The 13,464-nt window shown below is 34.0% G+C and carries 15 protein-coding genes; 2 read left to right on the top strand and 13 right to left on the bottom strand.

Annotated features, from left to right (window positions below; translation table 11 throughout):
• Positions 1 to 5 precede the first annotated feature (5 nt).
• Genes AAT17_RS01290 through AAT17_RS01280 form a run of 3 tightly spaced genes read right to left on the bottom strand, consistent with a single transcriptional unit; the run spans position 6 to position 3,134 of the window.
• The gene (locus AAT17_RS01290) at positions 6 to 893 is read right to left on the bottom strand and encodes a 3-hydroxyacyl-CoA dehydrogenase family protein (protein ID WP_060524918.1); all 888 of its coding nucleotides are present in this window, start codon (positions 891 to 893) and stop codon (positions 6 to 8) included.
• Positions 894 to 897: 4 nt separating this feature from the next.
• Positions 898 to 2,169, bottom strand: a complete 1,272-nt coding sequence (locus AAT17_RS01285; RefSeq protein WP_060522561.1) for a serine hydrolase — start codon at positions 2,167 to 2,169, stop codon at positions 898 to 900.
• Positions 2,166 to 3,134, bottom strand: coding sequence for a Gfo/Idh/MocA family protein (locus AAT17_RS01280; protein ID WP_060522560.1), 969 nt, complete (start codon positions 3,132 to 3,134; stop codon positions 2,166 to 2,168). The genes AAT17_RS01285 and AAT17_RS01280 overlap by 4 nt, the downstream gene beginning before the upstream one ends.
• Positions 3,135 to 3,243: 109 nt before the next feature.
• Here AAT17_RS01280 and AAT17_RS01275 point away from each other — a divergent pair, with 109 nt between their 5' ends.
• Complete coding sequence (locus AAT17_RS01275; protein WP_060522559.1) at positions 3,244 to 3,885, top strand: protein-L-isoaspartate(D-aspartate) O-methyltransferase; 642 nt, start codon at positions 3,244 to 3,246, stop codon at positions 3,883 to 3,885.
• A 203-nt stretch (positions 3,886 to 4,088) separates the two neighbouring features.
• On the opposite strand, the gene AAT17_RS01270 is transcribed toward AAT17_RS01275, so the two are convergent.
• The 9 genes from AAT17_RS01270 to smpB form a co-directional block, all read right to left on the bottom strand.
• Entirely contained in the window at positions 4,089 to 4,283 is a 195-nt protein-coding gene (locus AAT17_RS01270; protein WP_042278701.1) for a cold-shock protein, read from the bottom strand.
• Between the two features lie 288 nt (positions 4,284 to 4,571).
• A complete protein-coding gene (locus tag AAT17_RS01265; RefSeq protein ID WP_060522558.1) occupies positions 4,572 to 4,934 on the bottom strand; it encodes a hypothetical protein in 363 nt (120 codons plus the stop codon).
• Entirely contained in the window at positions 4,931 to 5,140 is a 210-nt protein-coding gene (locus AAT17_RS01260; RefSeq protein ID WP_060522557.1) for a hypothetical protein, read from the bottom strand. Before AAT17_RS01260 ends, AAT17_RS01265 begins: the two co-directional genes overlap by 4 nt.
• A gap of 28 nt (positions 5,141 to 5,168) precedes the next feature.
• Positions 5,169 to 6,527, bottom strand: coding sequence for an NAD-dependent succinate-semialdehyde dehydrogenase (locus AAT17_RS01255; protein ID WP_060522556.1), 1,359 nt, complete (start codon positions 6,525 to 6,527; stop codon positions 5,169 to 5,171).
• Positions 6,528 to 6,611: 84 nt separating this feature from the next.
• The gene (locus AAT17_RS01250) at positions 6,612 to 7,571 is read right to left on the bottom strand and encodes a phosphoribosylaminoimidazolesuccinocarboxamide synthase (RefSeq protein ID WP_060522555.1); all 960 of its coding nucleotides are present in this window, start codon (positions 7,569 to 7,571) and stop codon (positions 6,612 to 6,614) included.
• A 93-nt stretch (positions 7,572 to 7,664) separates the two neighbouring features.
• Positions 7,665 to 8,411 carry a DUF1835 domain-containing protein gene (locus tag AAT17_RS01245; protein WP_060522554.1) on the bottom strand — a complete coding sequence of 249 codons (747 nt, stop codon included), beginning with the start codon at positions 8,409 to 8,411 and terminating at the stop codon, positions 7,665 to 7,667.
• Positions 8,412 to 8,419: 8 nt separating this feature from the next.
• Complete coding sequence (locus AAT17_RS01240) at positions 8,420 to 8,710, bottom strand: hypothetical protein (RefSeq protein WP_060522553.1); 291 nt, start codon at positions 8,708 to 8,710, stop codon at positions 8,420 to 8,422.
• A gap of 83 nt (positions 8,711 to 8,793) precedes the next feature.
• Positions 8,794 to 11,265 (bottom strand): DUF5686 and carboxypeptidase regulatory-like domain-containing protein, encoded by a 2,472-nt coding sequence (locus AAT17_RS01235; protein WP_060522552.1) that lies wholly within the window; start codon positions 11,263 to 11,265, stop codon positions 8,794 to 8,796.
• Positions 11,266 to 11,391: 126 nt separating this feature from the next.
• Positions 11,392 to 11,853 (bottom strand): SsrA-binding protein SmpB, encoded by a 462-nt coding sequence (smpB, locus tag AAT17_RS01230; RefSeq protein WP_042278706.1) that lies wholly within the window; start codon positions 11,851 to 11,853, stop codon positions 11,392 to 11,394.
• Between the two features lie 54 nt (positions 11,854 to 11,907).
• Between smpB and AAT17_RS01225 the strand changes: the two genes are divergently transcribed.
• The gene (locus AAT17_RS01225) at positions 11,908 to 12,648 is read left to right on the top strand and encodes a DUF6503 family protein (protein ID WP_060522551.1); all 741 of its coding nucleotides are present in this window, start codon (positions 11,908 to 11,910) and stop codon (positions 12,646 to 12,648) included.
• A gap of 39 nt (positions 12,649 to 12,687) precedes the next feature.
• Here AAT17_RS01225 and AAT17_RS01220 read toward each other — a convergent pair whose 3' ends face one another.
• Entirely contained in the window at positions 12,688 to 13,464 is a 777-nt protein-coding gene (locus tag AAT17_RS01220) for a zinc-dependent peptidase (RefSeq protein ID WP_060522550.1), read from the bottom strand.

Below are 13,464 nucleotides of genomic sequence, written 5' to 3'. Positions count from 1 at the left end.
AGATCTTAAGCAAAACTTGAACTTACCTTTTCTGCTTTTTTAGATTCTGAATAATCGTAAAAGCCTTCTCCAGATTTCACTCCTTTTTTACCTGCCATTACCATATTAACTAATAGTGGACAAGGAGCGTATTTTGGGTTTTTAAATCCATCATACATAACCTCAAGAATTGATAGGCATACGTCTAGACCTATAAAATCGGCCAGCTGTAATGGTCCCATAGGATGTGCCATACCCAGTTTCATTACAGTATCGATTTCTTGTACTCCTGCAACACCGTTGTATAAAGTCTCTATAGCCTCGTTAATCATAGGCATAAGAATTCTATTTGCTACAAATCCAGGATAGTCATTAACCTCAGTAGGCGTTTTGCCTAATTGAATCGACATATCCATAATAGATTTTGTAACCTCATCACTGGTTGAGTAGCCTCTAATGATTTCAACTAGTTTCATGATAGGTACAGGATTCATAAAGTGCATTCCTATTACCTTTTCAGGTCGTGAGGTAGCAGCACCTATTTGTGTGATGGAAATTGAAGACGTGTTTGAGGCTAGAATACAATCTGCTGGTGCAAACTCATCCATTTGTCCAAAGATTTTCAATTTCAAATCAACATTTTCTGTAGCTGCCTCGACCACGAGATCAGCCTGTTGTACACCTTCTTTAAGATCTGTATAAGTGGTGATGTTATTAAGAGTATCTTGCTTGTCTGCCTCAGTAATTTTTTCACGGGCAATCATACGATCTAGATTTTTACTTATTGTACCTAGACCGCGGTCCAATGCTTCTTGAGAGATATCTACAAGTGATACATTAAATCCTTTTTGGGCAAAAGTGTGTGCGATCCCATTCCCCATGGTTCCTGCGCCGATTACTGTAATATTTTTCATTTTTTTATTCAAAATTTGATTCTAATAGTTCTGTTATGTTGACAAAGGTTTGCATTGCCTCTTTTGAGTTAATATCTGTGTTTACAAAATAAATAATTCCAAAATCATTTTCAGGTTTGAAGAACATGACTGTACCTACACCTGGGTCGCCACCAGTATGGCCTATTCTTCCTTGTTCATAACTTAAGAAAATACCGTGATTTTGCTCATTTTTGAGATTTTTTAAGTTTTCCTTATTAGATAAATGTGTGGAATCTAAACTTTTAGTGAAAAAGAGTTTGTAAGTATCCTTATTAAGTAATGTACCTTCTCCTTGATACGCAGCTATTATTTCTGAAAATACTAATCCTAAATCATGAACACTGGTATACATTCCTCCATCTGCAAAAGTGATAAGCTTGTAGTCAGGATATCTTAAATCTATGGTGCTATATACCTTACTGCGCAATGTAGTATCTAGATCTGACAATCTCCAGCTCGTTTCTTTGAGTTTTAACTCATCAATCACATGCTGCTTACTATAATCTTTAAAGTCTGTTTGTGTAGCTTTTTCAACAACATAGGCAGCTAGTGCTGCACCTATGTTTGAATATTCATGAATGGTACCAGGTTTATACTCGTTAAAAATATAATCTGAATGTGTACTGTCAGTGACTGTAAGTCCAAACTTAAGAAATTCTTCAAGACTGCGATCTTCTTCAATTGGTAGAAAGTACTCTAATTCTTCTTGATCAATTAAAGGATTCCCATTAGTGTCCTTTTCTAAATTAATGTATGAAGAACTGTAATATTCCCTATCACTAATTCCGCTTGTGTGATTAACTAAATGTTGGACTTTTATTGTATCGTTAGGAAATAGAGGATGCTTAACCGTAAATGGTAAGTATTTATTAACATCATCATCCAACTTTAGTTTTTCTTCTTCAATAGCCTTGGCAAGTGTAAGTCCTACAAATACCTTTGAAATAGAAGCTATGTTTTGAATGGTGTGAGAAGTATAAGGTAAGCTTTTTTCAAGATCCCTATAACCGTATCCTTTGGTAAATAATATGGAATCTTTGTTAACAACCGCTACTCCAAAACCGTTAAAATAATTTAGGTCGTTTATACTGTCTAATTGTTTATCAATTTGTGATTCAAGTATCTGAAACTTATTCTCTAGTTTATTTGAATTTGAAACAGAGGATTTAATATTATTTTGAGTTGTGGTGTTCTTTTCTTGTTTACAAGAAAAACAAAGAAGCACAAAAAAACTACCTATTAAAATTCGTATCATAATGATTTAAAATTCTCAATCACCTTTAGAGCTACATCTAGTGCGCGAGTACCATCTTCAAGATTTACGATAGGTCTGGTGTTATTTTCAATAGCATCTGCAAAGGTTTCTAATTCGTCTAGAATAGCATTATTGGCACTTACCTCTGGGTTGTCAAAGTAAATTTGTTTGCTTTCACCTTCTGCATTTTTAAGAATCATATCAAAGTCGCCAGGCGTTTCAGGAGCGTCTTTCATTCTAACGACCTCGACAGCTTTTTCAAGAAAATCAACAGATATATAGGCGTCCTTTTGGAAAAATCTTGCTTTACGCATTTTCTTTAAACTTATGCGACTTGCAGTAAGGTTTGCCACGCAGCCGTTTTCAAATTCTATACGTGCGTTGGCAATATCGGGTGTTTTAGATATTACAGCAACACCACTCGCATTAATTGATTTCACTTCACTTTTTACAACACTCAATATAGCATCAATATCGTGTATCATTAGGTCTAGCACCACACTTACATCGGTACCTCGTGGATTAAATTCTGCCAGTCGGTGTGACTCTATAAACATAGGTTGGTCGATGTTATCCTTAACAGCCATAAAAGCAGGATTAAAACGTTCTACCTGACCTACTTGACCTTTTACATTATGCTTTCGCGAAAGCGAGATTAAATCATTAGCTTCATCAACCGTTACTGTTATAGGTTTTTCTACAAATAAATGTTTTCCTGCCTCTAGAACTTTTACGGCACTGTCATGATGAAATGAGGTAGGAGTGACTACATCGATCATGTCACATGCCTGGATAAGTTCATCTACATTAGAAAAGTATTTGTAACCAAATTCTTTTTCAACTTGTTGAGCGTATTCTGGATTTGCATCATAAAAGCCTACTAGTTCGTAGCGCTCACTTGATTGAAGTAGTTTAAGATGAATTTTTCCAAGATGTCCTGCACCTAGTACTCCTGCTTTAAGCATATGAAATATGGTTTTCCACAAAAGTAACGAAAACAGCTCTTTATAAAATTGTAAAATTTGCCTAGTTTTTAAGGTATTTTATTAGGAACAGAAGTTTAAATTTGCCACCATCGAGGATAATTATATACATAAAGGTAAACGCAGGCAGTTAGTAAATTTACTAAGAGAAAAGGGTATTACTGATGAAAGAGTACTTGATGCTATTAATGAAGTACCTAGACATTTATTTTTAGACAGTGGATTCCTAGAGCACGCCTACCAAAATAAAGCTTTTCCTATAGGAGCAGGACAAACTATTTCTCATCCCTATACAGTCGCTTTTCAATCTCAATTACTTGAAGTGATGCCAGGCCAGCGTATCCTTGAAATAGGAACAGGTAGTGGATATCAATGTGCGGTATTGATTAAAATGAAAGCACAAGTATATACTATAGAAAGGCAGAACGAGTTGTATAAAAAAACTACCCAATTATTTAAAAAACTGTTTTATCGACCTAGAAAATTTGTTTTTGGTGATGGGTACAAGGGTTTACCAGATCAAGGTCCTTTTGATGGTATAATAGTAACCTGTGGTGCTACCGATATTCCAAAAGCCTTGCTAGCGCAATTGAAAATAGGCGGAAGAATGGTAATTCCTGTAGGTGACGATTCTCAAATTATGACACTTATTATACGCGAATCCGAGTCGAAGTTTGTTAAGAGTACATTTGGAGAATTTAGGTTTGTACCGTTTCTTGACGGAAAAGAATAGAGTGTTTAAATGATAGTGGCTGATACTGTCCTAACTCCATCTAAACCTAATAGTTAATAGAAATTCATTGATTAAAAACATTACAGAAAACTTTACTGATAGGTAAAACCTTTTTTGTAATAGGGTAGATGTTACCTAATATAAAACATAAAAAAACCGCCTTATTAAATAAGACGGTTGAACTTTTATAAAAGAATTAGAAATTATCCGATCACTTTTACATTAACGGCGTTGATTCCTTTTCTACCTTGTTGAGTTTCATACTCAACTTTGTCGTTTTCTTTGATTTCGTCGATTAGACCAGAGATGTGTACAAATACATCTTCTCCAGAATCATCAGAGGTAATAAACCCAAAACCTTTTGAGTCATTAAAAAATTTTACTTTGCCTTCTTGCATTGTTATTGAATTAAATTAAAAAAATGTTCTTCAGAACTTTTCACTCATGAGATACCGCAATAATAGCAGAAAAAAAAGTAATGATTGAATGAATAAGTAATGAAGAGAAGGCTCCTCTAAATACACCAATAAATAAAATAACTACTTTGAAAACAAGGTGTCAAGATTCCTAAGAATCACTGCAAAACTAAACTAATTTAATTGCCATACCTAGAATAGTATGTTTTATTTATGTAATTAAAGGGTTTTATAATTCTTAAGTTTTGTTTGAACCAGGCATTTTAATGATTAAGGAAATCGTTGTAACAAATAAAAAATGAATCCTCCTGTTGCATAGCATACTAGATCCCATACATCGCCAGTATATCTTTCATTTACCTGTGGTAAATACCATTCAAAATAAATACTGTATAACAGGACTAGACTGGCTATACTTAACGCGTCCAGTCTTAAGCTTTTATTTCTTTTTATAAACCATAACACATGTAGACATATGACACTCACTATGGGTATTACCAATATATCATTCACATATCCCGTCACAAAATTACTGGCAACTTGATAAGATTTAGCGAGTTCGACTATTAAAAAACTAATGACACTTAATAAAAAATAGAGGTGTACTATTTTTAAAGGAAGTTGTTTAATCATGTTGCTAGTAAGGCTATTAACCAAGCTAAAAACATCCCTATTGCCATAACAACAGTCCAAATAGATTGTAGAACTTTATAGGAAAAACGAGCCAAAGGGTTGCTACTGTTTTCCCACCTATCCAAGAATGACTCATTCTTGGTAGGCTGCTTTGAGTCATTCTCACTATTCTTTTCGGCTGAATTTAGCATGTCAGAATCTTGCATTACATGATTTTAAAACTAATTCATAATTTTATTTGTGTACCACTACTGTTTTCACATTACAAAATTCTCTTATTCCATGATGGGATAATTCTCGTCCGTATCCTGATATACCTGTACCACCAAAAGGTAGGTTAGGGTTACTGGCAACTTTGGCGTTGATAAATACGGCGCCGTCTTTTATTTTTTTAGAAAGTTCTTGCATTCTACTTATGTCCTGACTAAATAAACTTGCGCCTAACCCAAATTTTGAATCGTTTACCATCTCTATAGCTTCCTCTTCCTCTTTAAAGGATAGAACAGCCATTAAAGGTCCAAAGGTTTCATCTTTAAAAACTGGCATGTCGCGAGTAATATCGGTCAAAATAGTAGGCTCAAAATAGGCGTTTTTACGACTTCCACCTAGGTGAACCTTAGCACCCATATTTACAGACTGATTCATGAGATCTTCCAGCTCTTCTGCTAGATCTTTTCTAGCCATAGCTCCAATGTAGGTATCGTCATTTAACGGATCACCAGATTTGAGCTCTTTCACTTTATTGGTAAACTTATCTAGGAACTCATCGTAAACCTTTTCATGGATGATAAGTCTTTTACCTGCGATACAGCTTTGTCCAGTGTTTTGATATCTAGCGTTAACGCAAGTTTCAACAGATTTGTCTATATCGGCATCTGGAAATATAACTAGTGCGTTATTACCACCTAGTTCTAGTACAGTTTTCTTAATTTCTGAGCCAGCAGTACCTGCCACAGCGCTTCCTGCAGGTTTTGAACCAGTTAATGTCACTGCCTTTATAATATCATTTTTAATAATATTTTCTACAGCCTTACTACTTATTACAAGATTTTGAAAACACCCTTCTGGAACACCTGCTTCAAGTAAACATTCTTCAATCATATTTGCTGTTCCCATCACGCTACTGGCATGTTTTAGAACGCCAACATTTCCTGCCATCAATCCAGGAATTATAAATCGCATTACTTGCCAGAACGGGTAATTCCATGGCATCACTGCGAGAACAACACCTAGTGGTTCATAACTTACATATGAAGAATGTGCATCATTTATATCTATGTGTTCACTAGCTAGGTAATCTTTTGCCTTACTAGCGTAGTGATCGCATAACCAAGCGCATTTTTCAAGCTCAGATCTTGATTGAGAAATAGGTTTTCCCATTTCCAGTGACATCTGCTTGGCATATTTCTCAATATTCTTTCTCAAAGTGTCACCTATAGATCGCACAGTAGCTGCCTTTTTATCATAGGAAGTAAATCTCCAATCATTAAATGCTTTTTGAGCTTTCTCTAGTTTCGATTGAATTTGGTCTTCGGTAAGTTCTTTATATTCTGCTAGCTTTTCTCCTGTATACGGATTGTAAGTAGTTATCATTTTTTATTTTAAAAGTACGATTAAAGCCAATAAAAAAGACTTCCTTTTGGAAGCCTTTAACTCGTTTTAGCATAGGTTTAGCGCTTACTGATTGGATAGCCATTGGTTCACGTTAGTTTCTATACGTGACAGTATGTTTTCTGTGTCCGCTTTCGCGAAAGCATGACCCGTTATATTTTCATACAACTCTACATACCTATCACTCACAGAGTTTATATACTCATCGCTCATGTGAGGTATTGTTTGACCTTCTTTACCTTGAAAATCATTTGAAATTAGCCATTGACGTACAAACTCTTTACTGAGCTGTTTTTGAGGTTCGTTATTTGCTTGTCGTTCCTCGTAACCATCGGCATAAAAATACCTAGAAGAATCTGGTGTGTGAATTTCATCAATTAGAACGATTTTTCCATCTTTAGTTTTACCAAATTCATATTTAGTATCTACCAAGATAAGCCCTCGTTGCGCGGCAAGTTGGGTTCCTCGTTCAAATAACGCTCGTGTATATTTTTCCAATATCTCGTAATCTTGTTCACTTACAATACCCCTTTTAAGAATGTCCTCGCGAGATATGTCTTCATCATGATCTCCTTTTTCTGCCTTGGTAGCAGGTGTGATGATAGGTTGAGAAAATTTATCATTCTCTTTTAAGCCTTCAGGAAGTGGTACGCCACATAGCATGCGCTTTCCTGCTTTATATTCACGAGCTGCATGACCGCTCATATAACCTCTAATAACCATTTCTACTTTAAATGGTTCACATAAATGACCGATAGCCACATTAGGATCTGGGGTATCTATTAACCAATTAGGCACGATGTCCTCAGTGGCTTTCATCATTTGCGTGGCGATCTGATTCAATATTTGGCCTTTATAAGGTATTCCTCTAGGCATGACTACATCAAAAGCGCTGAGACGATCTGTAGCAATCATTATCAATAACTCATCATCAATGTTATAGACTTCTCTTACTTTACCTTTATAAACATTTTTTTGTCCTTCAAACTCAAACTGAGTATCCATTAAGGTATTAGGTACGCTCATGATATTTTAAATATGATTATAAAGCAAAGGTCTTATTATTTTATAAAAATTGAAATAGGAGAACTGGATATTATAAAGAAGTTATACTAAGTTTTAAACAAGTTTTTGATACTGGTCAAACCATTTTCTTACTTGAGTATCGCCATACCCATATTGTGGGAATTTATCCTGAAATGCTATAAAGACTTGTTTAAAACTGAGGTTGGGATTTTGTTTAATTAGATTTTTCACAAATTCTTGTGGCAGCCCGTCACTATTGTTGTTGGGTAATCTATTAATGTGAGAATCTACCGCTGCTCGTACATGAGTATAATTACTTTTTAACTGTGTTGCAATTTGTAATAGGGTAGTGGTATTTCCATCCGCGTAAGATTTCCATAGATTACTCCATAATTCGAGTTGTTCTAATTTTTGTCTGTTAGTATAAATATGAATCAATTCATAATTTGAATGATGTCCATAACTATAAGGAAATGCGTTAAGTGGTCGAACCAAATAGAGTTTAATATTCTTTTTATTGATCTGATGGAACCTGTGTAAAACAAACCATAAATTAGATTGACAAAATAGATCGTCTTCAAACCAAAGATTCACCTCACTATTATCAGGTATATTCGACAGCTTCTCAAGTTCCTTAATCACCAGATCGTTGTACTCTTGATTAGTACTATTATACTCCTGTTTTATATACTGTGAACGATCAATTAATAATTGTTCGTAAGATTGTGCTTTTAAAGGGCCATCAATAAAACATTCTCTAAAAGTGATACACTTTCCGTTAAGTTCCGCAGGGAATCTATTTCTTAAGGCATCGCCGTTGAGAATATGGTATTCTTGCATCAATAAGTTTAATCTAATCTAAATTCGCCACGAACATCCTCTACTTCCTTTTCTGGTAGTGAGTTAACAAATAAATACATGCAGCCATAAGCGATTGCTCCGCCACAAATTCCAACTGGAATTAAGGCTAGGTTATTTTCAACAGAAAACAACATTATGAAAATGAGTATCATAACAAATTCACAGAAAATCCATGAACCTACAAACATGGCTATATACCATCCTTTTTTATAGCCTTTCTCTTCAAGAATCTCTCCTAGCTTTTTAGAAAGCCAGATGACTAAAAATATTTCTAGCATTTTATTTGGGTTGTGTTAGTTGACTCAAATTTAGGCTATTAAAATTTTTAAAATACACAATTGTTAAAAGAATTAACAAATTTTTAAAACCCTAGATTGAATCCTAAAGCAAAAGCTCCGTAGTTTCTTCCAGATGTCATGCTGTACAAGTAGTCTATTCTGAAAGGTCTAAAATTTCCAAAACCAATATTGTCGATCCCTGCGCTTAATTCAAAATAAGGTTTGCGTTCTGTAAAAAGTGCTTTTCCATTCAAAATCAAATCGTAATTTAATTGGTTAAGCACTGGTATTTTTCCTAAAATAAACCCTTTGAAGTCATGTTGAACATGAAGTTGAGCATAATCCTTATTTGTACTGTAATCGTAATAGTTTAACAAACCGAAACCATAGGGATTAACTGCTTGTAGTTTATACCTTAATCTATTACCATTAAAATGTTGGTAGTCCACAAATGAAATATTATCGGCGTTAAGAAATGTACCAACATTAGCATAATAGCTCGTTCTACCTAAATTTCCTAAATCAAAACCTTGGTACAAACTTGCCTTGAACTGATGGAAGTTGTAATTATCATTATTTGAAGCAAATCCACCTTCATAATTTAAAATAATCGTTGGGTATTTTTCATTGGAGATGTTGAATTTTTGGTTGGGGTAACTTTGGTACTTTTGACCTGGACGTATGGTTAACGATACACCAGTTTTTAAAATCTCATGATCGTCTATTATCGCTTGTCTTCCTAAATCCAAACTCAAAGGATTATTGCTAGTGTAATCTATATCATCTTGAGGAAACCATACCTGATCTTCAGTATTAGTTAATGGTTGACGTCTTTCATATGATATTGAGGTATTTACAAAAACACCATTTACCACTTCTTGTCCAAAGTTGATACTAGCAAAATCAACTTCATAGAACTTGGCAAAATTTCTTTCAAATAATAAACTACTTAATGAATTTTCTAGATTAGAAATAGGGTTGCTATTATTTATTTGACGTACTTCAGTACCAGCTTTAAAGCCTAAATACCTACGATTAGTTCTATTGAATCTATAATTTCCAGTAAAGGTGTACCTTAACCTATCGTCACTAAATCCATAGTTGAATTTTGTCCCTAGGTATAAAGTTCTATTATAATCTTCGTCAAAGCCTTTAAAATAAGAGAGCCCAGAATTTATAGAAAATCCTTGTACTGTATTAAAACCAGAAAAGTTTGCTATACCATCGTATGTAATCGAGTAGTTTTTATTGCTATTTCGGTAGGAATAACCTGTAATGGGATCTAATAACCTAAACTTATTGTTTACAGCATCAATTGAATCCTTGTATTTAGGATCGTTGCGTACTGCTGCAATACTGTCTTTTTTTATGTATTCTTTACTTTCTTCTGTATTTAAAGGAACAGGTCTTTGTTTTTTCCAAAATAGACTGTCTTTTTTATTGGCACCTTCTTCAAAACTCAAAACTTCAGCACCAAAAAAATCTTTTTCAAATTGTGGATTGAAATTATAATCCGTGTAATTTGCGATAAATCGACCATTCCCTTTAAAACCTAAGAACTTGAATGAAAAGTCAATGCTTTGTGATCGTTTTACCCAATCTTTATTACTTTCTTCATAAGAAAAGTCTTGTTTAAAGGTTATCTCTTTAATGACAGGTACATTTATATTCATACCAGTTGTGGTAAGCTCAAGGCCGTAAATCGTCCATTGATCTTCTACTATGTAAATAATACCTTCAAATGTGTTGTCATTAGGCCTTTTACTTTTAACCTCTATTTTATTGATCAAAAAATTATTATCATCAAAAAAGGTTCCTAACAATTTATATTTATAATATCCAAAAGCATAATCTGCAATAGGAGATACGATTCGATTATTTAAGTCTATATTATTGTTGTAAAAATTAAAGTCGGCACTTTCGGCACTATTGGCACTAAAACCATTATCGTCACCACTTATCTTACTTGCGATTATGTGTTCCTTAAAATTATCCGGTGCTTCATAGGCAATTTTTGAAACCGTTTCAGATAGGTAGATAATACCCGATCTAGTTATAGAATCTAGTGATCCGTCAAGATCTCCTATCTCTTGTCCCATAAAACTTTCTGGAACATCATTCATACGCCATAAACCACGCGAATAAAAATTTGCTTTATAACTGGAGAATTTTAACCTATTCTTTTCTCTATTATCAATAGCAGCTTGAATAACTCTATCTGCAGGGTTTTCATCACTATTTACAATTACTTCATCTAGTGAAGTGGCCTGTTCTTTTAAAATGACATTTTGTACCTGATTTTCCTTTTGATAGTTGACTTTAATAGTTTCAGGAGCATAGCCTAAAGATTGGTATACAATTTCATAATCACCAAATTTGGGAAGTTTTAAAGTGTAAGCACCTTCATTATTAGTAGTTGTTCCCGTATACGAACCTTTAATATAAATAGAGGCAAAGGCCAGCGAATCTCCTTGTGTTCCTGTAAGAGTTCCTATTAATTGCGCTTTGGCGAAAGCTAAACTGAAAACGAAAATGAGAGTAATGTAATATTTCATAGAGTTGGTTTATGGATCCCAAAGTTAATTCAGAACCATAAAACTCTATGTCTTATAGAAGGAACTTAACCTTGTTTAACTACATAGACGTATATTGTTAAATAAGGTTGCCTAGATTGAATGAAATTACTTGTATTGTTTTTTTATTGCGTCTAGACGGCGTTTATTATCGCGATCTTTCATGGTTTCACGCTTATCGTAAAGTTTTTTACCCTTTGCTAGCGCTATGTCCATTTTTGCCAGACCATTTTCATTTACAAACAAGCGTAATGGAACAATGGTATTACCAGAATTAGTAACATCCTTTTCTAGTTTTTTAAGTTCCTTACGGTTTAATAAAAGTTTACGCTCTTGTTTAGGTTGATGATTAAAATAGGTAGCATGTGAGTATTCTTGTACTGTCATATTGATTACCCAAAGCTCGTTGTTTTGAAATTCACAAAAACTTTCGGCTATACTAGCTTTACCTAACCTTATAGCTTTAATTTCGGTTCCAGCAAGCACAATACCAGCAGTATACCTATCTAGTATCTCATATTCAAATCGTGCCTTACGATTTTTAATTTCTATTTTTTTGTTAATCTTCATATAATACTGCAAATATAAACAGACCAGCACATGCATGTCTTATATATTTGTGAAATGAAAAAGATTGTACTATTACTACTGTTGACAGCACTTGTTGCTTGTAAAGTTGATGATAAAGATTATACTGGTAAGGAATTAATTCATAAGAGTATTCAAGCGCATGGCTCTCCATTTTTGGACCAATCTACGATGGAATTCAAATTTAGAGGAACACAATACGAGGCTACAAGAAATAAAGGTATGTTTCAATATTCTCGTGAGTTTATTCAAGATTCCTTAAGGATTAAAGATGTATTGAGTAACAATAAGAAAGAGCGCTATATAAACGATTCCTTAATTACCGTTGCAGATTCTTTACTTAACGGTTATGCCAGTAGCCTTAATAGCGTAGTGTATTTTGCACAATTACCGTATAGTTTAGATGGAGATGCTATAATCTCTAAAAAAATAGGGATTGATACGATTTTAAATAATAAATATTACGAGATCAAGGTTACTTTTAAAGAAGAAGGTGGTGGCGAGGATCACGACGACGTTTTTGTCTACTGGATAAATAAGGACAATTATTTAATTGATTACCTGGCTTATTCTTATTGTGAGGAAGAATGCGGATATCGCTTTCGCGAAAGCGTAAATCGTAGAACGGTAAATGGTGTAATCATACAGGATTATAAAAACTATAAAGCAGTCAAAACAAATCCTGATTTATTGCAGATGGATGATTTATTTGAAAAAGGTCAACTGGAGTTAGTCAGCGAGATTAAAACAGAGCAAGTAAAACTCACGTTAGATTAATACGAATATCAACTTATTGAATAGGTAATTCACTGCTCGTTACTTTGTAGTTTCTTGTAAAAAGCATGATTCTAGCATTTGGTAAATATCTGGATGTTTACGTTTCATAAGTTTTGGCCTAGAAAAGAAGTATTCACAAGCAACGGCAAAGAATTCGGCTTCACTTGTTCCACCGTAGGACCTTATGTCTGACTTGTCGTTATTGATTTGCTCCATTTCATGATGCATGATCTCTAACCAAGCTGCAGCCATAGGTTGGTTCATCAATATTTGCGGAATGCCGTCTATTTTACCATCCATTTTATCTATGAGGTGTACAAACTCATGAACTGCAGTATTTAGTTTATCCGTATTGTTACGAAAACCGTGATAAAGCGCTTTTTGCGATAATATCATTTGATTCTCAAATCTTCCTGTACCTACTAATCCTAGGATATTACGGTTTTCATCTTTTTCGGCAAAGCCTAGTTCTTGATTGAATCGATCTGGATATAACCAGACGATTTTTAAGTTATTGTAATGCCAGTCTGGAAAATGAAATACAGGAATTACAGCACTTGCCGCAATTAACATTTTATCCTTGTTTGCAACTTCAATGTGCACTCCTTCTATTTGAATCTCCTTTAAGAACAGTGCCATACGATTTTTAAATACAGATTGCTGCTCGTGATTCAAGGATTTATAAAAAGGTACATATTTCAGTAAATCAACATGCCAAAAATCAGGTATTGATAATGCTGGGTTTTTCTCAGTGGTATTGAATTTAATTACAAAATAGATTAGAATAAGAGCTACAATAAATAACGTAGTTATCAT

It is taken from the genome of Nonlabens sp. MIC269, from assembly GCF_001430865.1.
In the GTDB taxonomy this organism is placed as follows: Bacteria; Bacteroidota; Bacteroidia; order Flavobacteriales; family Flavobacteriaceae; genus Nonlabens; species Nonlabens tegetincola.
The sequence above is the reverse complement of the archived record's forward strand: the minus strand, read 5'-3'. Positions and strand labels throughout refer to the sequence as shown.

Excerpts from the sequence above, each read along its gene's own strand:
- AAT17_RS01290 (WP_060524918.1), bottom strand. The coding sequence starts at position 893 with ATGAAAAATATTACAGTAATCGGCGCAGGAACCATGGGGAATGGGATC.
- AAT17_RS01285 (WP_060522561.1), bottom strand. The coding sequence starts at position 2,169 with ATGATACGAATTTTAATAGGTAGTTTTTTTGTGCTTCTTTGTTTTTCT.
- AAT17_RS01280 (WP_060522560.1), bottom strand. The coding sequence starts at position 3,134 with ATGCTTAAAGCAGGAGTACTAGGTGCAGGACATCTTGGAAAAATTCAT.
- AAT17_RS01270 (WP_042278701.1), bottom strand. The coding sequence starts at position 4,283 with ATGCAAGAAGGCAAAGTAAAATTTTTTAATGACTCAAAAGGTTTTGGG.
- AAT17_RS01265 (WP_060522558.1), bottom strand. The coding sequence starts at position 4,934 with ATGATTAAACAACTTCCTTTAAAAATAGTACACCTCTATTTTTTATTA.
- AAT17_RS01260 (WP_060522557.1), bottom strand. The coding sequence starts at position 5,140 with ATGCAAGATTCTGACATGCTAAATTCAGCCGAAAAGAATAGTGAGAAT.
- AAT17_RS01255 (WP_060522556.1), bottom strand. The coding sequence starts at position 6,527 with ATGATAACTACTTACAATCCGTATACAGGAGAAAAGCTAGCAGAATAT.
- AAT17_RS01250 (WP_060522555.1), bottom strand. The coding sequence starts at position 7,571 with ATGAGCGTACCTAATACCTTAATGGATACTCAGTTTGAGTTTGAAGGA.
- AAT17_RS01245 (WP_060522554.1), bottom strand. The coding sequence starts at position 8,411 with ATGCAAGAATACCATATTCTCAACGGCGATGCCTTAAGAAATAGATTC.
- AAT17_RS01240 (WP_060522553.1), bottom strand. The coding sequence starts at position 8,710 with ATGCTAGAAATATTTTTAGTCATCTGGCTTTCTAAAAAGCTAGGAGAG.
- AAT17_RS01235 (WP_060522552.1), bottom strand. The coding sequence starts at position 11,265 with ATGAAATATTACATTACTCTCATTTTCGTTTTCAGTTTAGCTTTCGCC.
- smpB (WP_042278706.1), bottom strand. The coding sequence starts at position 11,853 with ATGAAGATTAACAAAAAAATAGAAATTAAAAATCGTAAGGCACGATTT.
- AAT17_RS01225 (WP_060522551.1), top strand. The coding sequence starts at position 11,908 with ATGAAAAAGATTGTACTATTACTACTGTTGACAGCACTTGTTGCTTGT.
- AAT17_RS01220 (WP_060522550.1), bottom strand. The coding sequence starts at position 13,464 with ATGATAACTACGTTATTTATTGTAGCTCTTATTCTAATCTATTTTGTA.